Below are 24,369 nucleotides of genomic sequence, written 5' to 3'. Positions count from 1 at the left end.
TGGGTGGCGAAGCCGCCCCAATAGGATCACGTAGGGGTATCAGGTTAATTTGAGGCGCCTGGATTAGGGCCGCTTGCAGCCCAGCGCGGGGCAAGCCCGCTCACTACAAATCTGTGATCCATGCAACGTCAGTTGCCTTGCTTTTCCTTCAACCTTTCGGGGTAAAATTGGTAACAGATTCTTACAGACCACAGAGGGAGCTTGTCGTAATGATCGTAGGAATCGACCTGGGGACCACCAACAGTCTCGCTGCCGTCTGGCGCGGTGATGCCGCCGAAATGGTGCCCAATGCCCTTGGCCAACTGCTGACCCCAAGCGTGGTCGGGCTGGATGATCAGGGCCGTGTGCTGGTAGGCCAGGCCGCCAAAGAGCGCCTGCACACCCATCCGCACCTGACCACTTCGCTGTTCAAGCGCTACATGGGCAGCGCCACCGAAGTTCGTCTGGGCGACCGCTCGTTCCGTCCGGAAGAACTGTCCGCGCTGGTGCTCAAAAGCCTCAAGGAAGACATCGAGCGCACCTACGGCCAGGCCGTCATCGAAGCCGTGATCAGCGTGCCCGCCTACTTCAGCGACGGGCAACGCAAGGCCACGCGCATCGCCGGTGAACTGGCCGGGCTCAAGGTCGAAAAGCTGATCAACGAACCCACGGCCGCCGCCCTCGCCTACGGCCTGCATCAGCGCGACAAGGAAACCTCGTTCCTGGTCTTCGACCTGGGTGGCGGTACGTTCGACGTGTCGATCATCGAGCTGTTCGACGGCGTGATGGAAGTGCGCGCCAGCGCGGGCGACAACTTCCTCGGTGGCGAAGACTTCGACACCCTGTTGCTGGAGCACTTCGTTGACAGCCAGCGCAACGCCCAAGGCTTCCCGCCCACCCGCAGCGTGCTGCAAGCCCTGCGCCGCGAAGCCGAGCGCGTGCGCAAGGCCTTGGGCCAGGACGAGAGCGCCGACTTCGCCCTGCGCGTCGACGGCCAGCAATGGGTGAAAACCATCACCCAACAGGAACTGGCCAAGCTCTACACGCCGTTGCTCGAACGCCTGCGCGCGCCCATCGAACGGGCCCTGCGCGATGCGCGGATTCGGGTCGGCGACCTCGATGAGATCCTGCTGGTGGGCGGCACCACGCGCATGCCGCTGGTGCGCAAACTCGCCGCCGGTCTGTTCGGACGCTTCCCGTCCATCAGCCTCGACCCGGACCAGGTGGTCGCCCACGGCGCCGCGATCCAGGCTGCGCTCAAGGCCCGCTCCGCCGCGCTCGAGGAAGTGGTGCTGACCGACGTGTGCCCCTACACCTTGGGCATCGAAACCTCGAACCAGTACGGCAGCCATATCGAAAGCGGCCACTACCTGCCGTTGATCGAGCGCAACAGCAGCGTGCCGGTGAGCCGGGTCAAAAGCGTGGTCACCTTGCATGATGACCAGCAGCACGTGCTGCTGAAGATCTACCAGGGCGAAAGCCGCCTGGTCAAAGACAACATCGAACTGGGCCAACTGGACATTCCCGTGCCCAAACGCAAGGCCGGGGAAGTCTCGCTGGACGTGCGCTTCACTTACGACAACAACGGCCTGCTGGAAGCCCAGGTCAGCATTCCGCTGACCGGCGAGCAGCACTCGCTGGTGATCGAGAACACCCCTGGCGTGCTCAGCCCGGATCAAATCCAGCAACGCCTGCAAGCCTTGGCGCTGTTGAAGATTCACCCGCGCGACCAGCAGGTCAACACCGTGCTCATTGCACGCCTGGAACGGCTCTATCAGGAAAGCCTGGGTGAACTTCGCGAGCAGCTTGGGCATTGGGCCGGGCAGTTCCAGCAAGTGCTCGACACCCAGGATGAACGGCGCATTCGCGAAGCGCGCAGTGAATTGACCCGTCAACTTGAGCAACTCGACAACGGGTTCTGGCGCTGAGAGACCACCACATGGAATGTTGGACCCTGCTGCAACTGCCCGACGACGCCGACGAGCGCACCATCAAGCGCAGCTATGCGCGCCTGCTCAAAAACTGCCGGCCGGATGACGACGCGGCAGGCTTCCAGCGACTGCGTGAGGCCTATGAAGAAGCACTGGCCTACGCACGCTGGCGAGCCGACGCGCAAGAGGAGCAACCCGCCGCTGCAACGCCGATTGCCGAACCCGCCTACGCCAACCTCAACGACCTCGCCGAGCTGATGAACGTCAGCGTCCTGCAACCTGCCCCCGTGGAAGCGCCCAAGGCTGACCCCGCGCAGGCACTGCTCAGCGGCCTCAATGCCAACAACTTCATCGAACGCTGGGCCCTGGCCATTCAACAGGACTGCACCGACGCCTACCAGGCGGGCTTGTTGCGTCATTGCTTCGAGCATCCGGGCGAGCGCGTTGCGATCGCCCGTTGGGCAGCGAACCACCTGGAATGGCTGACGCCCTGGCAACAGGTTGCCATGACGCCGTGGCAGCACGACGTGCTCAGCGGCGAGCTGCTGCAGGACTACCGCGCCGGTTTGCAGGCGCTGCTGGAGCAAAAGGCCGAGCGCGAGTTCATCATCGAGCTCACGCAGTACAACAGCCAGCCGTGGCTGCGGGTGTTCGACCTGCAACAGCAGTGGCAACGCCTTATCCTGCAGCTGCTCCACGACACCACCTGGAGCGTGCCGCTGTTCGAGCGGGTGTGTCAGGTGTTCGGCTGGGACGACCAGAAAGGCGTATACCCGGAACCGGCCTGGATGTGGCGCGAGCTGGTGTCGCGTTGCGAGCAGGAAAGTTTCTTCGTCAACCTGCAGGACAAGGCCAACGACACCCGCCGCACCTCTGCCGATGCTTTGGCGGCGCGCCTGTTGCTTACGCCGATGAGCGTGAAGGAACAAAACCGCTTGGTCGCAGGCTTTGATGAGAATGCGTGGAACGCCACTCGACACCTGTCTGAGGTGCTGACCTGGCGCTACCCGGACTTGCTCGAACGACTGCCGGATTCGCACGTTTTTTTCTGGCGAAAATTCCTGCCTCGTGGGGTGACCCTTGATAGCTGGATCAGAGTCTGGGCCGGATTAGCCCTGGCGAACGGCCTGGCCTTTCATCAAGTCCTCGACACCTCGCTGCCGGCCAAATTCTTTTTGTTTATCCTGCTGTCGGTCATTCCCGCGCTCTGCGCCCTGCGCGGCGCCCAATTATGGGCCGACTTCACCTCACGCTTGATTGTCCAGGACCTGCGGCTCAGCGAACGCCTGTTGCCCGAACGGCTCTGCGTCGACCAGTTCAGGCTCGTGCTACGCCATGGTATTCCCCAATTGGTGTTGCTACTGGTGTTCGGCTACATTCTCGGGATCATGGGCATGCTGACCTACCTGGGCATGATCCTGATCAGCCTGTTTCACTCGCGGCGAATCGGCAAGGTCAACGAAAATTTCAATGCCAGGATCCCGTGGATCAAAGGGTTGCATTGGGCTTATTGGAGCCCGCTGCAAGTGGTGTTCTTGATAGCAATGGTGGCCGCAACCCTCGCCTGCCAGAAATTTCTGCCCGCCATCCCGTGGACCAGTTTGAACACCCTGCACTAAGCGCCGGAAACCGGGCCGGACCTCATGAGTCCGGCCCCGCAACTTGCGTTCGATCATCGCCCACAACCCGCCCGTCCCTACTTTCATCGCCCCCGCACCGCCCCGCACCATGGCCGCCACCTGCATAAACCCAATAACAACAGGTCCTTACGCCATGAGCACTTTCTACCCGCGCCAGCTTTTGCTGGCCACCGCTGTCGCCAGCCTTGCCCTGCCCGTTGTCGCCGAAGAACACGGCTTTTTTGAAGACGCGAGCGCCAACCTGAACCTGCGTAATTTCTTCTTCAACCGCAACTACACCAACTCCACCAAAACCCAGGGCGGCGCGCAGGAGTGGACGCAAAGTTTCATCCTCGATGCCAAGTCCGGCTTTACCCAGGGCACCGTGGGCTTTGGCGTGGATGTGCTGGGGCTGTACGCGCTGAAGCTCGACGGCGGGCGCGGCACCGGTGGGACCCAGTTGTTGCCGTTGGACCAGGATGGGCGCCCCGCGGATGAATTCGGGCGCCTGGGCGTGGCGTTCAAGGCGCGGGTTTCCAACACAGAAGTCAAGGTCGGCGAATGGATGCCGGTGCTGCCGATCCTGCGCGCGGACGATGGCCGTTCCTTGCCGCAAACCCTGCGCGGCGGGCAGGTCACGTCCAGGGAAATAGACGGCCTGACCCTCTACGGCGGCCAATTTCGCGCCAACAGCCCGCGTGACGACAGCAGCATGACCGACCTGTCAATGTCGGGCAGAACCGCCTTCACCTCCGACCGCTTCAACTTCCAGGGCGGCGAATATGCCTTCAACGACAAGCGCACCCAGGTCGGCCTGTGGAACGCCCAGCTCAAGAACATCTACAGCCAGCAGTTCATCAACCTGACCCACAGCCAGCCGATCGGCGACTGGACCCTGGGCGCCAACCTCGGTTTCTTCTACGGCAAGGATGACGGCGGCGCGCGTGCGGGCGAGCTGGACAACAAGACCTGGTCCGGCCTGTTCTCCGCCCGATACGGCGGCAACACCTTTTACATCGGCCTGCAGAAACTCACCGGCAACAGCGCCTGGATGCGTGTCAACGGCACCAGCGGCGGCACCCTTGCCAATGACAGCTACAACGCCAGCTACGACAATGCCCAGGAGAAATCCTGGCAGATACGCCACGACTACAACTTCGTCGCCCTCGGCGTACCCGGCCTGACCCTGATGAACCGCTATATCAGCGGCAGCAATGTGCACACAGGCTCGATCACCGACGGCAAGGAATGGGGCCGCGAAAGCGAATTGGGTTACACCGTGCAAAGTGGCGCGGTCAAAAACCTCACGGTGCGCTGGCGCAATTCCAGCATGCGCCGCGACTACAGCAACAATGAGTTCGACGAGAACCGGTTGATCGTCAGCTATCCGATCAGCCTGTTGTGAAACCCAATAACATCGTTCAAGAGGGCGCCTTTAACATGGCGCCTCAATTCAATCGGGAACGGTTGCCAACAGCGCACGACTGATGAATGCCGATCAACATCGAAGCGAGCAGGTAACCCCCCGATGAATACAATACCCACGCAAACACCTATAACAACCATGTCCCCTCCCCCCCAACCAGCGCCTGCGTCCGACAGCAATTTTCGCTCACGAACACTAGTGCTGGTGGACGACGGCAATCTGAAGGCCACGGTAAAAATTGACGAATTTCTTTTAGATCCAAAAAAAACCGAGCACCTGGGCTCAAACTTGACGCTCGAGACGGGCGACGCTGCGGACCGGATCCATATTAGCCAGCGTCCCGACGGCAAGCTGAGCGTCAAAGTTAATGACAAGGAGTACAGCTTCGACGGCGATAAATCCGCCTCAGCCCCGTCTTCATCCAAGGACAAGCCCTCCCCACCCTTCTCCCTGAACATTAAAACCGCGGGGGGTAACGACACCATAACCCTGGACCCGAATGTGAGCGTCACCGTGAAGATCGAAGCGGGGGACGGCGATGACACCATTCAGGCCGGAGGAGGCGTTACCGACATTTATGGCGGGCGCGGCAATGACCATATTCGTCTTGGCCGTGGGATCAGTTACGCCGAAGGCAACGAGGGTGACGACACGATGATCGGCGGCACCGGGGATTCGGTGATGTACGGAAACCAGGGCAAGGATCGTTTATATGCGGGGGCCGGGGCTGCCAGTAAGACCAGCCACTTGGATGGCGGCGATGGCGACGACCAGCTGTACGCGGGCAATGGGCATACCGTGATAAACGGAGGCCGCGGCAACGACCGGATAATCGCTCACGACGACACGGTCATCTACACCGGCAAGGGATCCGATACGGTGTGGGCCAACGGCAGCAAAGCGCGCATTTATGCAAAAGGTGGCGACCGTCTGTTAGGCACAGAACACTCGACCATCACCCGGCAGGCGCCGAGCGATGCGGGACGCAAAGCGTTTAAAATCCAAGGCACGGATGCGTTCAAACAGCGGGTCGAAGATGACCTGGAGTTGCTCCGAGCTTCGCCTGCGGGGAGGAAGATGCTGGAGGAGATGGATAACGCCGCTCAGAACAATGGCGCGCCAGTCACTATCGAACAGTCTGAAGCCAATATGTACCGCTTCAATACCCGTGAGCTGAATACGTTGAGCATGGAGGACCGGAACAAGATCAAGCTGGACGACCCGAAAGTTGGCGGATTGAAAGATGGAGTGCCCGGCGCCCGTGCAGATCAAGGCCGACTTTTTTATAACCCGAGCCTCATTCATGTAAAACCTGACCCGACCGCCCCGGAGCTCACATCCCCTATCGTCCAGTTCTACCACGAGATGGCGCATGCCTGGAACGGCGCCAACGGTACACTCCTGGAAGGCACCAGCAAGCCATCACCCGACCACCCGGAGCGCCCTGGCCCGCCTAATATGGAACTACAAGCTGTCGGCCTGCCCACTGACGCACCGCCCTTCGACTTCGATAACGACCCCTCCACCCCGCCGACCTCGACCAACCCTGCGCCGTTCACCGAGAACGCCTTGAGAGCAGAAATGGGCAGGCCGGCTCGGACCAAGTACGCCTGAACCTGACGGCGGGCTGACGCGGCAGCCCGCCGCATCCTGGCCCATCCGACGTTGCGTCTATCAGCGCATGAACTTTCGTCGATGATCTTGCTGTATCGTGCGCGCCTGCCCCCCTGCTGATCTGCCCAGCAGCGGCTTCAATTCGAGCCCGCGCACACCATGAAACTCTACGCCCTTGCAATCACTGTGCTGACGCTCGCCTTGAGCCTTGGCGGCTGCATTGGTTCGCCTATCGCCCTGACACCACAGACCGAACAGCGCCTGCAAGCCCAGGCGCCGATCCGCTTTTTGCTGACTTTCGATGACGGCCCGAGCGCCTCGGGCTACAACAACCCGAGCCGTTCGGTGGTGGCTGACCTGGCGCAGAACCCGGTGCTGCCGGGAATCAAGGCGGTGTTCTTCCTGCAGACCGAAGCCGCCCGCTCCGGCGGCAGTTCACGCGGGCGCAAGACCATGGAGCGTGAATACGCCGGCGGGCATATCCTGGCGTTCCACACGGCCACCGCGTTCCATACCAACCACCGCTGGCTGAGCGACGCCGAACTGGAACGCACCCTCACCCAGGGCGCGGCGGATATTGCCGCGATCACGGGCAGCCCGCCCGTGCTGGTCCGCCCGCCGTTCTGGAACTACGACCGGCGCACTTTCGCCGCCTACCGGCGCCATGGCATGCAGGTGTTGCTGACCGACTTGAGCGCCAACGACGGCAAGATCTGGGGTTTCAACGCCAGCCCACGCCGCCGCGCCAACCTGTATCGGCAACTGTCGGTGGTGCGCGAGCGTATCGCCCTGGGCGAATTGCCAACCGTGGACGGGGTGATTCCGGTGGTGGTGACCTTCCACGACATCAACCGCTACACCGCAATCCATATGCAGGAGTACTTGCAGATCCTGCTGGACAGCGCCCGGATCAACGGCATGAAGACCGCCGCCGAGCCGTTCTACACCGACACCGCCGGGCTTCAGCGCGCCGCGCTGGCGCGGACGGTGAAGGATGTGAACCAGCCGGTGCATCTGCCGGGCGTATGGAACTGGCTGTGGGATGCTGATTCGCGCTGATAGCCAAGCGGACTCAAGCTTTGTTAACAAAAAGCCGCCTGATACATCGGAATCGCAAGCGAGTCCAGGCCACTCAATGATCGCTATTTCAAGCGAGCTCCCATTGAGAAGATAAATTCATGACAGTGACAGCAATCCATCAGGCACCTCTGCCTTTACCTTCGCCATCCCCCTCGCCTGCCAATCAGCCACAGGTCGACGACGAACCGATCCTGGTGCTGGCCGACAACGCGGATGTCAAAATCGAGGACGTCTTAGAGCCAATAACCATAAACGGCGTAAAGTATATTGGAACAGACGAGGTGCGAATTACGACTAAGAACAAAGCCGACCAAATCAGAATTCATGCCGGCGCCGACGGTAAGATCAATGCCAATGTGAACGGGATGTTCTATGAGCTACCCTTCGACCAGGGCGGTCCGAACAGGTCCTTGGTTATCAGAACGAACGGCGGCGATGACAAGGTGATCGTCGATCCGGATGTGAATGTCGATGTGTACGTCTCGACAGGAGACGGTGACGATCGAGTCACGGCGCAGGGCAGTGGTTACACTCGGGTTTTCGGTGGCGCCGGCAATGATTTCATTAAGCTGGGCAGTGGAAAAGGCTTGGCCTTTGGTGAGGATGGCGACGACCTGATGCTGGCAGGCACCGGCAATGCTGTTATGTCAGGGGGCAACGGTAATGACCGGATGTATGCAGGCTTTGGCCCTGCGAATCGCTTACTGCACATAAGCGGGGATGCCGGCAGCGACAGGCTCTACGGGGGTGCAGGAAAAGTCGTCCTGAACGGTGGCCTGGGCGATGACACCTTGGTCGGTCACAAGCGCACCACGATGTATACCGGCAACGGGAACGACAAGGTTTACGCCTACGACGCCGACGACCGCATCTACGCCAAGAAGACCGACCAGGTTCACAATCAAAAAGATGCCAGGATCACTGAGACTCAGCCCAGCAACGCCGGAAGGCGTGCTTTCAACATCGTCGGCTCCGCAGCGTTCATCGCCAGGGTCGAGGACAAGCTGGAGGAACTGAGAGGTTCGCCGGCCGGGCAAAAGGTCCTTGAAGAAATGGACAAGCTGGCCGACAAGCTCGGCAGTCCAGTGGTCATCGCTTCGCAACCTGAACATGGCACCCTGGACACCTATAATTTTGGCCCCTTCTTGATGCCATCACCTCCTAATGGACAGCACTATTGGGGCGCGTCTGCAGGGTATATCGTTAATGACGTGCCTGGCGCCCCCTCGACACAAGCGAAAATCACTCTTGCATCCAATCACTTTATTGGCGAGCACGGTCTGACGCCCCTCGTCAGCTTTTTCCATGAAGTCATCCACGCTTACCATGGCGCGACCGGAACCCGACTTCCGGGTGAGCAACCGGTGATAAACAGCAATGGCACACCGCTTGTTTGGGACGCAAAGGTTGTTCAAGAACCCATTAACGAACTTCAGACGGTCGGACTTTCCAACTTGGGAACCCCGTTCGATTTCGACAATGACCCAAGCACGCCCCCCACCACAGTCCACCCCTACCCCTTTTACGAGAACGCCTTGCGTGAGGAGATGGATGTTCCACTGCGCGAACGGTACACGCCGATATAAAAGTCCGATCCAAGGCTGGCGGCCTACATGGCCGTAAAAACCGATTACAAATTAAGCGGAACGTCCTGACCGCTACGGTCACATCTCAAGGGTCAGAGCCAAATTCTGGCTCTTGGATTAAGGACCGCAAAAATGGACGACATAAACAGCCTTACCTCTGCTACTTCATATCAGATCGACACCCAGCACCGCGAAACAGCTGCGCGGCCATTCCCCGCTCCGGTGGCAACGTTTGCCAGGGAGGACTACGGGCCCGCCAAAAAGCCGCTCCTGGCGCTATCTATTGACCAACCCGTCCAGGCGCACCTGCAACTGCTCTTGGATGATGGCAACTTGAAAGCCAGCGGCCAGTCGGTCTGGGAGCTGGACAACCCCTTCAGCCTGAAGAACAGCTTGATCCTTGAAACCAAGGACAGGGCAGATCAGATCCATATCAGCCAGACACTCCCCGGCCAGTTGGATGTCCAGGTCAACGGTCAGTTGTATCGTTTCGACAGCGAAGATAGAAACGGCCAGCCATTGGCCTTCCACATCAAGACGCACGGGGGTAACGATAATATCCGCATTGACGCCAACGTGATTCAGCCCATCACGGTGGATGCCGGGGACGGCGATGACCGGGTGCGCGCCGGTGGTGGTTATACGCGCCTGTTTGGTGGCGAGGGTAATGACGTCCTGCGCCTTGGCAGCGGCGTGGGTTACGCCGAAGGCAACGACGGCGATGACCTGATCATAGGCGGCAGCGGCGATAACGTTCTCTATGGCAACAATGACAATGACCGCCTCTACGCAGGTGCGGGGCCAGAAAGCAAAACGAGCTACCTGGATGGCGGTAACGGCAATGACCGGCTGTCTGCCGGCAACGGTCATACCGTGTTGCATGGCGGCGCTGGCGATGACCGCCTGGTGGGCTACGACCGCAGCACGTTCTATACCGGCAGCGGCAGCGATACGGTGATTGCCAATCGGCCTGGCGACCTGATCTACGCGCAAGCCGGCGATTCGATCAAGCGCCCTAACGGCTCAGTGTTGACCACCGTGACGGCCGACCTGTCGCCGCTTGAGGGCTTTGTCATAAAGGGCTCGGCCGAATTTATCCAACGGGTTGAAGACGATCTGGCCTTGCTGCGCAGCTCGCCACACGGCAAGCAAATGCTTGCCGAGATGAGTGCGCTGGCCCAACGTAACGGCGCGCCGGTAACCGTTGTGGAGGACCTGGTCGACACGGGCAGCCAGTACGTCTATGGCAGCCAGGAACTCAAGACATTGCTGCACCACGAACGCCCACCGATAGTCGGCGGCGACCCCAAGTGGGGTTTTATGGTCGACGGCGTGCCGGGGTCACGCGCTGACCGAGCTGAAATCGTCTACAACCGCTCCGACCTGGACGTGCTGGCCGGCGTGACTTACTCGCCGATCACAGCGCTCTATCACGAAATGGTGCATGCCTATAACGCAGGTCATGGCACTGCATTGGCGGGTTCGACCATCGAGGCGCTTGATGGCAAGTTCTACGAGACGTCCAACAGCGAACTTCAAGCCGTGGGGCTGCCCACCACACCAGCGACGCCCCCTAACCCCAAATCGCTCACTGAAAACGCCTTGAATGAAGAAATGGGCAAGCCGCTGCGCAGCCAATACGTTGGCTGATCTCTGTCAGCGCTCGTTTGCCAGCCGCAAACCTAACGGCCACCGTCTTGCGGTATGGTGCGCGCCTGCCGCTGCTGATCCAGACAGCAGAATCGGGTTTCCCGTGGGAGCTGGCTTGCCTGCGATAGCGGTGGTGAATTCGCCACCGCTATCGCAGGCAAGCCAGCTCCCACATTGACTGCATTTCAGGTCAGGTCTGCTGGCGCGACTCCACGCCCAACTCATCCCACACCGACTCGGCCAAGTGAAACGTCGCATTCGCCGCCGGAATCCCGCAATAGATGGCGCTTTGCATCAGCACTTCCTTGATCTCGGCACGGGTCACGCCGTTGCTGGCGGCGGCGCGCAGGTGCAGCTTGAGTTCTTCGTTGCGGTTCATGCCGATCAGCATGGCGATGGTGATGAGGCTGCGGGTGTGCCTCGGCAGGCCGGGGCGGGTCCAGATATCACCCCAGGCGTGGCGGGTGATCATTTCCTGGAATTCGCTGTTGAACTCGGTCAGGGCGTTGAGGCTGCGCTCGACATGGGCGTCACCCAGCACTTCGCGGCGCACGTGCAGGCCGTCGGCGTAACGTTGTTTCTCGTCCACGAAAAGCTCCTTAGCGGGTCAGCAGGAATTCCAGCACACGGTCGCTGAACGCGGCCCCGGCCTGGACGTTGGACAGGTGCGCCGCATAGAACTCGGCGTACTCGGCCCCCTTTACATGGTTCTGGATAAAGTGGCCGCCAGCCGGCGGCGTTACGGCATCTTCAGTGCCGGCAATCACCAGGGTCGGCACCTTGATCGAGGCCAGTTGGTCACGCAGGTCGGCGTCACGCACGGCCGCGCAGTTGGCGGCGTAACCCTCAGGCGATGTCGCCGCGAGCATGTCGGTAATCAGCTTGGCCTGGTGCGGATTGGCGGCTGCAAAATCAGCGGTGAACCAGCGTGCAATCGACGCGTCGCGCAGGGCCACCATTGCCGCTGCGCCATCGCGCAGGACCGTCTCGATACGCGGGTTCCACACCTCGGGCGTGCCGATCCTGGCGGCAGTGTTGCACACCACCAGGCGGTGCAGGCGCTGGCCCGCGTTGATCCCCAGCCATTGGCCGATCAAGCCGCCCATGGACAAGCCGCAGAAGTGCGCGCGCGCAATGCCCAGCGCATCCAGCAGAGCGATCACATCGCGACCCAGTTGCTCGATGCTGTACGGCCCTGGCGTGACCAGGGATTTGCCATGGCCCCGGGTGTCCAGGCGCAGCACGCGAAAGTGCCGGGTGAATGCCGGGATCTGGATGTCCCACATGTGCAGGTCGGTACCCAACGAGTTGGAAAGCACCAGCACCGGCGCCTCCACAGGTCCGTCCAGTTGGTAATGCAGTTCGCCTTCGGCGAGTTGTACGAATGCCACGGAGGTCTCCTCAAGCAAAGTGTTCGGCTACGGCGCGGGTGACCCAGGTTTGAGCTTGGCCCAGGTAATGCGCGGGGTCGAGCAAGCGGTCCAGCTCAGCCGCCGACAGCTCGGCGGTGACTTGCGGTTCATCGGCCAATACCGCGCGCAGGTGCCGCCCCTCTGCGACGGCGCGTTTGCAGCATTGCTCCAGCAAGTGGTGCGCCGTTTCACGACCCAGGCGCTGGGCGAGCACGCTGCTGACGGCTTCGGCCAGCACCAGGCCTTGGGTCAGGTCGAGGTTTTGCGCCATGCGCTGCGGGTCAATTTCCAAGCCTTCGCTGACCAGCACGGCCTGCTGCAACGCGCCGGAGACCAGGCGGCAAATCTGCGGCAGGGTTTCCCATTCGGCATGCCACAAACCCAGGCTGCGCTCGTGTTCCTGGGGCATGGCGCTGAACATCGTCGCCACCAGGCCCGGCACGCGGGTGGCGGCGCTGATCAGCACCGCCGCGCCCACCGGGTTGCGTTTATGCGGCATGGTGGATGAGCCGCCCTTGCCCGGCGCGGACGGCTCGAACACTTCCGCCGCTTCGGTCTGCATCAGCAGGCTGATGTCACGGCCCAGTTTGCCGAGGCTGCCGGCGATCAGCCCGAGCACACTGGCGAACTCCACCAGGCGATCTCGTTGGGTGTGCCAGGGTTGTTCGGGCAAGGTCAGCTGCAACTCTTTTGCCAGCGCTTCGGCCACCGGCATTGCCTGCTCGCCGAGCGCCGCGAGGGTGCCGGATGCCCCGCCGAACTGCAGCACCAGCAGGCGCGGCTTCAGTTCATTCAGACGTTGGCGACTGCGGGTTACCGCCCCCAACCAACCGGCGATTTTCATCCCCAAGGTAACGGGCGTTGCCTGTTGCAACCAGGTCCGCCCCGCGAGTGGCACGCCAGCATAACGCTGGGCCTGCGTGGCAAGAACGCCGCCCAGGCGCGCCAGGTCCGCTTCGATCAACTCTACCGCCCGCCACGCCTGCAACACCAGGCCGGTGTCCATCACGTCCTGGCTGGTCGCACCCAAGTGCACATAACGCTCGGCCCCCGGGTCTTGGGCGGCAATCAACTTGCCCAGCGCCTTCACCAGCGGGATCGCGGAGTTCCCCGCCGTAGCGATCGCCACGCCGAGGGCGTCCACGTCGTACAACGACGCCAGGCACGCCTGGGCAATCGGTGCCACGGCGGCCTGGGGAATCAACCCGACCTGGGCCTGCGCCCGGGCCAGTGCCGCTTCAAAATCGAGCATGCCCTGCAGGCGCCCCTGGTCGCAAAATACCTGCGCCATGCTGTCGGCCGTGAAGTAAGCGTCGAACAGTTGGTTGCTCGTGCGCAGTGTCATAGCTCATCCCTTACAGATCGTGATGCAAATACGCCGCCTGTTTCGGCAAGCGCAAGCTGAACAGAAAAGCGATCGCCATCATCGCCGTGACGTACCAATAGAAGCTGTTTTCCATGCCGATGGATTTGAGGCTCAACGCGACGAACTCCGCCGAACCGCCAAAGATCGCATTGGCCACCGCATACGCCAGGCCCACGCCCAAGGCACGTACCTGAGGCGGGAACATCTCCGCTTTGACCAGGCCGCTGATGGAGGTATAGAAGCTGACAATCGCCAGCGCCAGGGTGATCAGCACAAAGGCCAGGAACGGGCTGCTGACGGTTTTCAGGGTCAGCAGGATCGGCACGGTGAACAACGTGCCGAGGCCTGCAAACCACAACATTGAGTTACGCCGACCGATCTTGTCCGCCAACATGCCGAACAGCGGCTGCATGCACATGTAGAGAAACAAGGCGCCGGTCATGATGTAGCTTGAGGTCTTGGCGTGCATGCCCACGGTGTTGACCAAGTACTTCTGCATGTAGGTGGTGAAGGTGTAGAAAATCAGCGAACCGCCGGCGGTGTAGCCCAGCACGGTGAAGAACGCGGCCTTGTGGTCACGAAACAGCGCGGCGATGCTGCCGGCGTCCTTGTCTTCGCGCATTTCCTTGCTGGTGGTTTCTTTCAGGGTGCGCCGCAGCAGCAGGGAGATCACCGCGGCGACGGCGCCGATCACGAACGGAATTCGCCAGCCCCATGCCCGCAGTTCTTCTTCGGTGAGAATCTGTTGCAGGATCACCACCACCAGCACAGCCAGCAACTGCCCGCCGATCAGAGTCAGGTACTGGAACGAGGCGAAGAAACCGCGCTGGCCCTTGAGCGCCACTTCGCTCATGTAGGTCGCGGTGGTGCCGTACTCGCCGCCCACGGACAAGCCCTGGAACAGGCGGGCGATCAGCAGCAGGATCGGCGCCCACACGCCGATGTCGTTGTAAGTCGGCAGAAAGGCGATCACCAGGGAACCGGCGCACATCATCAGCACCGAAATCATCATGGAATTCTTGCGACCATGCTTGTCGGCCACTCGACCGAACAGCCAGCCGCCGATGGGCCGCATCAGGAACCCGGCGGCGAACACACCGGCGGTGTTCACCAACTGGACGGTGGGGTTATCCGAGGGGAAAAACGCCGGGGCAAAGTAGATGGCGCAGAAGGCGTAGACGTAGAAGTCGAACCATTCGACCAAGTTGCCGGAGGACGCGCCGACGATGGCAAAAATCCGCTTGCTGCGTTCTTCTCCGGTGTAATGACTGGTTTTTGTTGTCATGGTTTTTACTCAGTGGGAACGGTTATAGCCTAGACATACTTTGCAACAGGCTCGTTCCGCAAGCAGACTTTTGGGTATGCATCGACTGGGAGGGCCTCATCGCAGGCAAGCCAGCTCCCACATTTTACGGTGTTCACAATTCAAAATGTGGGAGCTGGCTTGCCTGCGATAGGGCCTTCACGGCCAGCTCAATAATCGAAAAATACCGTTTCTCTATCTGTTCCCTGCAAAACCACATCCCACTGATACACACCCTGCGCATCCTGCTTTGCAATCAAGGTTCCACGGCGTTCGCCCGGCACACACGCCAACAACGGGTCATCCCCATTCAGCGCTTCGCCGTCAAAATAAATCCGCGTCAGCAAATGCTTCACCAGCCCCCGCGCAAACACCAGCACCACCAGGTGCGGCGCCTGGGTCGTGCCTTTCAATCCCGGCACGGCGCCCGGCTTGATGGTGGTAAAGCGAAACCGCCCCTGCGCATCCACCGGCACCCGGCCGAACCCTTCGAAGTTCGGGTCCAGCGCTTTGTCCTGCTGATCTTCCGGGTGGTCATACTTGCCGGCGGCGTTGGCCTGCCAGACTTCCAGCATGGCGTCGTTGACGACGTCGCCGTTGCCATCCACCACCTGCCCGCTGATCGCCACGCGTTCGCCAAGGGTGGCGGCCACGGTCAAGTCTTCGCGGTTCAGCCAGGTCAGGCCAATGTGGTAATACGGCCCGACGGTGTGGGATGTGGTCGCATTGAGTGTCATCTCATTTCTCCATCGGCGTGGCGTCGCGGCCGCGCAGGACGATGTCCCAGCGGTAGCCGAGGGCATAGGAAGGAATGGTTTTTTCCAGGTCGAAACGGGCGATCAAACGTTCCTTGGCCGAGGTGTCCGGCACGCAGTTGTAGATCGGGTCGTAGGCCAGCAGCGGGTCGCCGGGGAAGTACATCTGCGTGACCAGCCGCGTCAGCACGCTCGGCCCGAACAGCGAAAAGTGGATATGCGCCGGGCGCCACGCATTGGGATGGTTGCCCCACGGGTAGGCGCCGGGCTTGATGGTCTGGAACTGGTACCAACCTTCGGCGTCGGTGACGGTGCGACCGGTGCCGGTGAAGTTGGGGTCCAGCGGCGCGTCGTGCAGGTCACGCGGATGGTTGTAGCGCCCGGCCGCATTGGCCTGCCAGATTTCCACCAGGATGCCGGGGACCGGCAGGCCGTCTTCATCCAGCACACGGCCGTGAATAATGATGCGTTCGCCCTGGGGCTCACCCTCGTGCTGGGCGGTCAGGTCGTTATCCGTCGCATTGATACGCTCGGCACCGATGGTCGGGCCGGTGATTTCCGACAAGGAATGCGGCAGAAACACCAAGGGCTTGGACGGCGAACGCAGGTTCGTCGACTGGTAGGCCGGGTGCAGGTAATCCGGTTGTGTACCCGCTTGCGGGCGCCGGTATCCAGGCTTGTCACTCATGGAGCCATCCTCTCTTATTAGACTTAGACGCGTTCGATCGCCAGGGCCAAGCCTTGGCCGACACCCACGCACATGGTCGCCAGACCTTTGCGGCCGCCGGTTTTTTCAAGCTGATGCAGGGCGGTCAGCACCAGGCGCGCGCCGCTCATGCCCAGCGGGTGACCAAGAGCAATGGCACCGCCGTTCGGGTTGACCTGCGGCGCGTCGTCGGCGATGCCCAGTTCACGCAGCACCGCCAGGCCTTGGCTGGCGAAGGCTTCGTTGAGTTCGATCACGTCAAAGTCGGTGACCGCCAGGCCAAGGCGCTCCACCAGCTTGCGTACCGCCGGCACCGGGCCGATGCCCATCACCCGCGGCGCGACAGCGGCGCTGGCCATGCCCAATACCCGGGCGCGGGCAGTCAGGCCATGCTGCTTGACGGCTTCGGCGGACGCCAGGATCAGCGCCGCCGCGCCGTCATTCACCCCCGAGGCATTGCCGGCGGTGACGGTTTTGTCGGGACCGTTGACCGGTTTGAGTCTGGCGAGGGCTTCCAGGCTGGTGTCCCGCGGATGCTCATCGTGCTCCACCACGGTTTCGCCTTTTTTATGGGCCACCCGCACCGGCACGATTTCCTCGGCGAAAAAGCCCGCAGCTTGCGCCGCAGCGGTACGTTGCTGGCTGCGCAGGGCGAAGGCGTCCTGGTCGGCGCGGGAGATCGTGTAATCGTCGGCGACGTTATCGCCGGTCTGCGGCATCGCGTCTACGCCGTACTGCGCCTTCATCAACGGGTTGATAAAACGCCAGCCGATGGTGGTGTCTTCCAGTTTCATGTTGCGCGAGAACGCCGCGTCAGCCTTGCCCATCACGAACGGCGCGCGGGACATCGACTCGACGCCACCGGCAATCGCCAGCTCCATCTCGCCGCTGGCAATGGCGCGAAAGGCCGTGCCAATGGCGTCCATACCCGAGGCGCACAAGCGATTGAGGGTCACGCCCGGAATGCTTTCCGGCAGGCCCGCCAGCAACAGTGCCATGCGCGCCACGTTGCGGTTGTCTTCACCGGCCTGGTTGGCGCAGCCGAGGAACACTTCGTCGACCGCGGCCCAATCCACCGACGGGTTGCGCTCGATCAGCGCTTTGATCGGCAGGGCCGCCAGGTCATCGGCCCGCACGGTGGACAGGCCGCCGCCAAAACGGCCGATGGGGGTGCGAATGGCATCGCAGATAAACACATCACGCATCAGGCTTCTCCGGGCGCTTGGCCATGGGCGGCCGCGGTGCGTGCTTCAAGGTCACGCAAGGCGGTCAGCTCAACATCAGTCGGTGCGGCGGTGGTGTGGACCTGGTCGGCAAAACGAATCGCCCAACCGGTGGCGGCCGCCACTTGTTCACGGGTCACACCAGGGTGCAGCGCAGTGACCACGAATTCATGGGTGCCCTCTTCCGGCTCCATGATGCACAGGTCGGTAATAATCCCAACCGGCCCGGCACCCGGCAGGCCCAGGCGTTTGCGCGAGTCGCCGCCTTCGCCGTGGCCCACCGAGGTGATGAAGTCCAGCTTGTCGACAAACGAACGCGCCGATTGCTTGAGGATAATCAACACGCTCTTGGCGGAACCTGCGATCTCCGGCGCGCCACCCGCACCCGGCAGGCGCACTTTGGGCTGGTGGTAATCACCGACCACGGTGGTGTTGATGTTGCCGAAGCGGTCAACCTGGGCCGCGCCGAGAAAGCCCACGTCAATGCGCCCGCCCTGTAGCCAGTAGCGAAAGATCTCTCCGGTGGGCACCACGGTGTCAGCAGTTTCCGCCAGTTCGCCGTCGCCGATGGACAGTGGCAGCACCGACGGCTTGGCGCCTATCGGGCCGGACTCGTAGATCAGCACTACGTCCGGCGACGAAGTCAGGCGCGCCAGGTTGGCCGCCTTGGACGGCAGGCCGATGCCGACAAAGCATACGGCGCCATTCTTGAGGCGGCGCGCGGCGGCGACGGTCATCATTTCATTGGTCGAGTAAGCCATTACTTGGCCTCCTGCGCGCTGGCCAGCTTGGCCTGGAATTCAGTGAAGTCGGCGGTGCCGTGGATGTATTCATCGATCCAGGCGGTAAAGGTCCCACGGTCGCGGGCGATTGGGTCCCACGCTTGATAGAAGCGGTTGTCGCGTTCGTTGTAGCCGTGGGCGTAGGACGGGTGTGCGCCGCCCGGTACATGGCACACCGCAGTCAGGGCCCAGGTCGGCAACACACAGCTGTTCATCGGCGCGTTGAGGTCATCGACGATCTCTTCGACGGTGACGATGCAGCGCTTGGCCGCCAGGGCCGCCTCTTTCTGCACCCCAAGAATGCCCCACAACAAGACGTTGCCTTTGCGATCGGCCTTTTGTGCGTGGATGACGGTGACATCCGGACGCACCGACGGCACCGCCGCCAGCACTTCGCCGGTGAACGGGCAGGTCACGGTCTTGATCAGCGGGTTGACCTTGGGCAGGTCGGAACCCGCGTAGGCACGCAATACGGCGAACGGCAGGCCCGAGGCACCGGCGACGTAGGCATTGGCCAGGTCGGCGTGGCTGTGTTCTTCGATTTCCAGCGGTTGTGGCCATTGCTTCTCGACCGCGTCGCGCAGGCGATGCAGGGAGCCCACGCCCGGGTTGCCGCCCCAGGAGAAAATCAGCTTGCGAGCGCAACCGGCACCGATCAACTGGTCGTAGACCAGGTCAGGCGTCATACGCACCAGCGTCAGGTCTTTCTTGCCCTGACGAATGATTTCATGACCCGCTGCCGTAGGGATCAGATGGGTGAAGCCTTCCAGCGCGACGGTATCGCCGTCGTTCACAAATTGCTTCACCGCGTCACGCAGCGCAAGAATTTCAGCCATGGGGTTCGGGCTCCCGGTGTGGATCGAAAAAGGCGCTGAGGTGGCGCCGAAGTGCTTGGAGATTAAGCCGGGGCAATGAGCCAAACAATCCGATAATCGACTGAGTGTTCGATTACCGAACCAATTGTTGTCTGGCTATCATTCAGCCCCACTCGGTCAATGTGGGAGCTGGCTTGCCTCAGGTGGCATCGGCGTGGCTGACCATGCCTTTGATGACGACTGCTGCCGTCGCCAACGCCGCCGGTATCACCAACGCCGTGAGTACCTGCTCGAAGTTCCAGCCCAGGCCCAGCAAGGTGGCGCCCATCCACGCACCGAGGATTGCGCCGAAACGGCCGATGCCGAGCATCCATGACACGCCGGTGGCGCGACCCTGCGTCGGGTAGAAGCGTGCAGCCAGGGACGGCATGGCCGATTGCGCGCCGTTGACGCACATCCCGGCGATCAGCACCAAGGTTGCGAGCACGGTGATATTGCCCAGGCTCTGCCCGACCGCATAGGCAAACACCCCGGCCAACAGGTAGAAAGTACCGATGACTTTGTGGGGGTTGAACCGATCCATCGCCCAGCCCACCCCCACCGCGCTCAAGACGCCGCCAAACTGAAACAACGCGCCGATAAACGCGGCCTGCTCCATGCTGGCACCGCTGTCGCGCATCAGCGTTGGGAGCCAACTGGTGAGCAGGTACACAATCACCAGGCCCATGAAATAAGTCAGCCACAGCAATAAGGTGCCGGCGCTGTAGGTACCGGAGAAGATCACCGCGAACACATTGCGGGCCTTGACGGTTTTTTGCTCGGGCACGCTGAAGCCGGTGGCCTGGGCCACGATGGTCGGTTCGATGGGTGACAAGGCCTTGCGCACCTTGTCGCTACCCCGATTGCGCACCACCAGGTAACGCGCCGATTCCGGCAGCCACACCAGCAGTACCAGCGCCAGGATCAACGGCAGGATGCCGCCGATCAGCAGCAGGCTGTGCCAGCCGAACGCCGGGATCAGCTTGGCGGAAATAAACCCGCCGCCGGCCATGCCCAGGTTGAAGCCGCAGAACATGCTCGTCACCAGCAACGACTTGTGGCGCTCGGGCGTGTATTCAGACAGCAGCGTCGTCGCGTTCGGCATGCCGGCCCCCAGGCCCAGCCCGGTCAGGAAGCGCAGCACCAGCAACTGGTCGACATTGCTGCTGTAGGCAGACGCCAGGCTGAACGCGCCAAACACCAGCACCGCGCCTACCAGCACCCCTTTGCGCCCGAAGCGATCCGCCAGCGGGCCGGAGCCCAGTGCGCCGAAGACCATGCCGATCAACGCGGCGCTCATCACCGGGCCAAGGCTGGCGCGGTCGATGCCCCAGTCCTGGGACAGCGCCGGCGCGATGAAGCCCATGGCGGCAGTGTCGAGGCCATCGAGGAATACAATCAGGAAACACAGGACCACCACGCGCCACTGGTAACGTGACAATGGTTGGGCGTTGATGAAGGACTGGACGTCCAGCGGGGTGCCGACAGAGGGCTGATTCATTATTTTTATTTCCACACCGATGGCGGGCTGACGGCCTGGGGACGTCGTTTATTATTTTGGTGGCGCTCACAGCGCTGCCGCACATTAATAAGCCAGGGGAAACACCGTCAATTGATCAGACCAGGATCTGTGCGGTCACCGAACAGCTTAGGCGAACAGCTGCGCACTCAGCTCGCGGCTGGCACTGAGCATGCTCGGCAGGAAGCGCTGCTCCAGTTCGCTGCGGCTGACCCGTGCGGCGTGGGTGCTGACGTTCAGCGCGGCCAGCACCTGGCCCGACGCGTCATACACCGGCACGGCAATGGAGCGCAGGCCTTGCTCGAGCTCCTGGTCGACGATGCACCAGCCCTGCCCGCGCACCTGTTGCAGGCATTCGAACAGCGCCTCGGGCGTCGTGAGGGTGCGGCTCGTCTTGGTTTGCAGGTCGGCGTGGTCGAGGTAATCCTGCAGCGAGGCATCATCCAGCGCTGCAAGCAAAATGCGGCCCATGGAGGTGCAATAGGCGGGTAACCGCCCGCCCACCGACAGGTCCACGGAAATCAGGCGCTGGGTGGTGGCCGAACGGGCGATGTACAGGATGTCGTCGCCTTCGAGGGTGGCCATGTTGCACGCTTCATGGAGCTGCTCGCTCATGCGGTCCAGGTAAGGTTGGGCCGACACCGCCAGTGGCGTGGACGACAGGTACGCATGCCCAAGGGTCAGGACCTTGGGCAACAGCGAATAGGTACGCCCGTCAGTGGTGGCATAGCCGAGCTTGATCAAGGTATGCAGGCAACGGCGCACGGCGGCGCGGGGGATTTCCGTACGGTGGCTGATCTGGGCGATGGTGAGGTGGCGCTTGCGTTCCTGGAAGGCCTGCACCACAGCCAGGCCACGGGCCAGAGAGGTCATGAAGTCGGGATCACCGGTAAATGCCTGGATACGCTTGGCCGGGGAAGCGACGATCGGTGGCGCCACTGACGCGAAAGAGTTGCGCAATTGATCGTTCATGTCGGGATCCTTTGTCTTATTGTCAACCGCAGGGAAGGTTTGGCGGGTATTACAAGCCGCGTCGGCCTGGATGCACAAGGCAGCGCCGACAACGTTGGGCGATTATCGGACGAACATTCGATTATCGCAATTTGCGCTGCCAACCGCGGGCGTACCGTACTGTGCAAATAACGGCTTGATTAACGGCTGAAGTTTGCTTGCATTTTATGAGGTCGCAAACCCCGCAATCACCCACAGGCGCGCGTAACGCAATGCTCACACAAGTTGACTGTTTTTAACTTTATACAGATAGTGTTATTCAAATGCGCCGCTATAATGCACGCTATGCGCGGGTCCACCCGGTTTGATCATCGGAACCGGATCTCGCCAGGTAATGCACGAGCCGTGCGTTGCCTATCGGAACTACTGCCTGGAATCACGGCACTCAATAAGTGGCTGCCTTTGCCTGCTCCAAACTTGAACGTTTCTGCAGTTCAACTTTGAAATGCCCGAGGGCGCATTCCGGCACAACGCTGCAACGTATTTACACTCAACTCAATTAGGTAACAATGTGACGAAAGATGAACTGCGCGCAGAACTCGAGCGCCAGGAGCAACGTTACAAGGACGTTTACGGCGGGGAAGTCACCACCTACGCCGCCCAGCCTGAACCTGAACGCAAGCCATGGCGCAAGCGAGCCAGCCTCCTCGACCAGGCATTTGCCCAGGAAATCCAAAAAATCGAACAGGAACTCAAGACCGAAGAGCCATAAGCGGATTGGGTTTGAATCTCAGGTTCGGCTCCGGCTGCTGGCGCATAGCTAGCATCCGGCCAGCTTGCATCGCACCATCAGCGGTAAAATTTCATACAAATGTTTCAGGGGTGACAGTTTTGTGACAATACCCCGCCGCAAGCAGCCTGCGCTTTATAAATCAAAGACTTGCCAAAGCCCCGTAAACCCTGGGATGCGCCCCGATGCCAGTGTTTTTTTCCGGGAAGATTGTGACCGATGAGCAGCTAGTGCATCGATTACCGAGGTTTTCTGGCATAATCGCGCCCCCTTACGACCGGGTCAGAAAACCTTCATGATCGATTTATTCAGCGGACTGGATGCGTGGGTTCTAGTGAGCCTGTTGCTCGCCCTGGCCTTTGTCCTCGCCTTCGAGTTCATCAATGGCTTTCATGACACCGCTAACGCGGTGGCCACAGTCATCTATACCAAAGCCATGCCGCCGCACCTGGCCGTGTTCTTCTCCGGGGTGTTCAACTTCCTCGGCGTGTTGCTCGGTGGTGTCGGTGTCGCCTACGCCATCGTGCACTTGCTGCCGGTGGAGTTGCTGATCAATGTGAACACCGGCCATGGCCTGGCGATGGTGTTCTCGTTATTGGCGGCGGCGATCACCTGGAACCTCGGCACCTGGTACTTCGGTATCCCCGCCTCCAGCTCCCACACCTTGATCGGCTCGATCCTCGGTGTCGGCCTGGCCAACGCCTTGATCAACGACATCCCCCTGGCTGACGGTGTGAACTGGCAGAAAGCGGTGGATATCGGCGCCTCCCTGGTGTTCTCGCCAATGGCCGGCTTCCTGGTCGCTGCCCTGGTGCTGCTCGGCCTGAAGTGGTGGCGCCCGTTGTCGAAGATGCACAAGACCCCGGACCAGCGCCGCAAGCTCGACGACAAGAAACACCCGCCGTTCTGGAACCGCCTGGTGCTGGTGATTTCCGCCATGGCCGTGAGTTTCGTGCACGGCTCCAATGATGGCCAGAAAGGCATCGGCCTGATCATGCTGGTGCTGATCGGTATCGTGCCGGCGCAGTTCGTACTCGACCTGGGCAGCACCACCTACCAGATCGAACGTACCCGCGACGCCACCTTGCATTTGAACCAGTTCTACCAGCGCAACCACGAGACCCTCGGTGAGTTCCTGTCCCTGGGCAAGAGCGTAAAGGACGATCTGCCGGGCAAGTTCCGTTGCAACCCGCAACAGACCGAACCGACCATCAACGCACTGCTGGGCACCTTGAAAGGCGTCTCCGACTACCATTCGCTGACGGCCGATCATCGCATCGAAGTGCGTCGCTACCTGCTCTGCCTCGACGACACCGCGAAAAAAGTCGGCAAACTGCCAGGCTTGCCGGCACGTGAAAAGTCCGACCTCGACAAGCTGCGCAAAGACCTGACCGCCACCACCGAATACGCACCGTTCTGGGTGATCCTCGCCGTCGCACTGGCCTTGGGCCTGGGCACCATGGTGGGCTGGAAGCGCGTGGTGCTGACCATCGGCGAGAAGATCGGCAAGCAGGGCATGACCTATGCCCAAGGCATGTCGGCGCAGATCACCACCGCCACCATGATTGGCTTTGCCAATATCTTCGCGCTGCCGGTATCCACTACCCACGTGCTGTCTTCGGGCGTGGCCGGCACCATGGTCGCGAACAAGAGCGGCCTGCAAGGCGGCACCGTGAAGACCATTCTGATGGCCTGGGTGCTGACCCTGCCCGCCACCGTGGCCCTGTCGGCCGGGTTGTTCTGGTTGGCGTCGATGGCACTCGGCAGCTGATAAGCCGACTGCAACAAAAAAAGGTGCGATCCGCGAGGGTCGCACCTTTTTT

20 protein-coding genes are annotated in these 24,369 nt (G+C 61.4%); 9 read left to right on the top strand and 11 right to left on the bottom strand.

Going from position 1 to position 24,369, the window contains the following annotated elements; all coding sequences use genetic code 11:
* Positions 1-209 precede the first annotated feature (209 nt).
* The 7 genes from BLL36_RS03760 (at position 210) to BLL36_RS03730 (ending at position 10,885) form a co-directional block, all read left to right on the top strand.
* Positions 210-1,907: a molecular chaperone HscC gene (locus BLL36_RS03760; protein WP_076950124.1), complete on the top strand. Its 1,698-nt coding sequence runs from the start codon at positions 210-212 to the stop codon at positions 1,905-1,907.
* An 11-nt stretch (positions 1,908-1,918) separates the two neighbouring features.
* A complete protein-coding gene (locus BLL36_RS03755; RefSeq protein WP_076950122.1) occupies positions 1,919-3,529 on the top strand; it encodes a J domain-containing protein in 1,611 nt (536 codons plus the stop codon).
* A 154-nt stretch (positions 3,530-3,683) separates the two neighbouring features.
* Positions 3,684-4,934, top strand: a complete 1,251-nt coding sequence (locus BLL36_RS03750; RefSeq protein ID WP_076950120.1) for an OprD family porin — start codon at positions 3,684-3,686, stop codon at positions 4,932-4,934.
* Positions 4,935-5,153: 219 nt separating this feature from the next.
* The gene (locus tag BLL36_RS03745; RefSeq protein WP_090219951.1) at positions 5,154-6,569 is read left to right on the top strand and encodes a M91 family zinc metallopeptidase; all 1,416 of its coding nucleotides are present in this window, start codon (positions 5,154-5,156) and stop codon (positions 6,567-6,569) included.
* 159 nt (positions 6,570-6,728) lie between these two features.
* The gene (locus tag BLL36_RS03740) at positions 6,729-7,628 is read left to right on the top strand and encodes a polysaccharide deacetylase family protein (protein WP_076950116.1); all 900 of its coding nucleotides are present in this window, start codon (positions 6,729-6,731) and stop codon (positions 7,626-7,628) included.
* Positions 7,629-7,747: 119 nt separating this feature from the next.
* Positions 7,748-9,235, top strand: a complete 1,488-nt coding sequence (locus BLL36_RS03735) for a M91 family zinc metallopeptidase (RefSeq protein WP_083735256.1) — start codon at positions 7,748-7,750, stop codon at positions 9,233-9,235.
* Positions 9,236-9,367: 132 nt separating this feature from the next.
* Positions 9,368-10,885, top strand: coding sequence for a M91 family zinc metallopeptidase (locus tag BLL36_RS03730; RefSeq protein ID WP_083735255.1), 1,518 nt, complete (start codon positions 9,368-9,370; stop codon positions 10,883-10,885).
* Between the two features lie 190 nt (positions 10,886-11,075).
* Here BLL36_RS03730 and pcaC read toward each other — a convergent pair whose 3' ends face one another.
* From pcaC to pcaR, 11 genes are all read right to left on the bottom strand, one after another.
* Positions 11,076-11,474, bottom strand: coding sequence for a 4-carboxymuconolactone decarboxylase (pcaC, locus tag BLL36_RS03725; RefSeq protein ID WP_076950115.1), 399 nt, complete (start codon positions 11,472-11,474; stop codon positions 11,076-11,078).
* Positions 11,475-11,484: 10 nt separating this feature from the next.
* Complete coding sequence (gene pcaD / locus BLL36_RS03720) at positions 11,485-12,276, bottom strand: 3-oxoadipate enol-lactonase (RefSeq protein ID WP_076950114.1); 792 nt, start codon at positions 12,274-12,276, stop codon at positions 11,485-11,487.
* 10 nt (positions 12,277-12,286) lie between these two features.
* Entirely contained in the window at positions 12,287-13,642 is a 1,356-nt protein-coding gene (locus BLL36_RS03715; protein WP_076950112.1) for a 3-carboxy-cis,cis-muconate cycloisomerase, read from the bottom strand.
* A gap of 10 nt (positions 13,643-13,652) precedes the next feature.
* The gene (locus BLL36_RS03710) at positions 13,653-14,948 is read right to left on the bottom strand and encodes an MFS family transporter (RefSeq protein ID WP_076950110.1); all 1,296 of its coding nucleotides are present in this window, start codon (positions 14,946-14,948) and stop codon (positions 13,653-13,655) included.
* Between the two features lie 188 nt (positions 14,949-15,136).
* Positions 15,137-15,703: a protocatechuate 3,4-dioxygenase subunit alpha gene (gene pcaG / locus BLL36_RS03705; protein WP_076950108.1), complete on the bottom strand. Its 567-nt coding sequence runs from the start codon at positions 15,701-15,703 to the stop codon at positions 15,137-15,139.
* Position 15,704: 1 nt separating this feature from the next.
* A complete protein-coding gene (gene pcaH / locus BLL36_RS03700) occupies positions 15,705-16,409 on the bottom strand; it encodes a protocatechuate 3,4-dioxygenase subunit beta (RefSeq protein ID WP_076950107.1) in 705 nt (234 codons plus the stop codon).
* Between the two features lie 23 nt (positions 16,410-16,432).
* Positions 16,433-17,635: a 3-oxoadipyl-CoA thiolase gene (gene pcaF, locus BLL36_RS03695; protein ID WP_197678476.1), complete on the bottom strand. Its 1,203-nt coding sequence runs from the start codon at positions 17,633-17,635 to the stop codon at positions 16,433-16,435.
* Complete coding sequence (locus BLL36_RS03690) at positions 17,632-18,411, bottom strand: CoA-transferase subunit beta (RefSeq protein WP_076950105.1); 780 nt, start codon at positions 18,409-18,411, stop codon at positions 17,632-17,634. Before BLL36_RS03690 ends, pcaF begins: the two co-directional genes overlap by 4 nt.
* Positions 18,411-19,268: a CoA transferase subunit A gene (locus BLL36_RS03685; RefSeq protein WP_076950103.1), complete on the bottom strand. Its 858-nt coding sequence runs from the start codon at positions 19,266-19,268 to the stop codon at positions 18,411-18,413. The genes BLL36_RS03690 and BLL36_RS03685 overlap by 1 nt, the downstream gene beginning before the upstream one ends.
* A gap of 178 nt (positions 19,269-19,446) precedes the next feature.
* Positions 19,447-20,787 (bottom strand): MFS transporter, encoded by a 1,341-nt coding sequence (locus BLL36_RS03680; protein WP_076950102.1) that lies wholly within the window; start codon positions 20,785-20,787, stop codon positions 19,447-19,449.
* Between the two features lie 147 nt (positions 20,788-20,934).
* Complete coding sequence (pcaR, locus tag BLL36_RS03675) at positions 20,935-21,777, bottom strand: pca regulon transcriptional regulator PcaR (protein WP_076950100.1); 843 nt, start codon at positions 21,775-21,777, stop codon at positions 20,935-20,937.
* A 550-nt stretch (positions 21,778-22,327) separates the two neighbouring features.
* Between pcaR and BLL36_RS03670 the strand changes: the two genes are divergently transcribed.
* Positions 22,328-22,528 carry a hypothetical protein gene (locus tag BLL36_RS03670; protein ID WP_003189295.1) on the top strand — a complete coding sequence of 67 codons (201 nt, stop codon included), beginning with the start codon at positions 22,328-22,330 and terminating at the stop codon, positions 22,526-22,528.
* Positions 22,529-22,841: 313 nt separating this feature from the next.
* Positions 22,842-24,317, top strand: a complete 1,476-nt coding sequence (locus tag BLL36_RS03665) for an inorganic phosphate transporter (protein ID WP_076950098.1) — start codon at positions 22,842-22,844, stop codon at positions 24,315-24,317.
* The last annotated feature ends 52 nt before the right edge of the window (positions 24,318-24,369 follow it).

Origin of the sequence: Pseudomonas cedrina subsp. cedrina (assembly GCF_001983175.1) — a bacterium.
Classification (GTDB): domain Bacteria; phylum Pseudomonadota; class Gammaproteobacteria; order Pseudomonadales; family Pseudomonadaceae; genus Aquipseudomonas; species Aquipseudomonas cedrina.
Note: the sequence above shows the minus strand (reverse complement) of the source record. Positions and strands in the feature narration are given on the sequence as shown.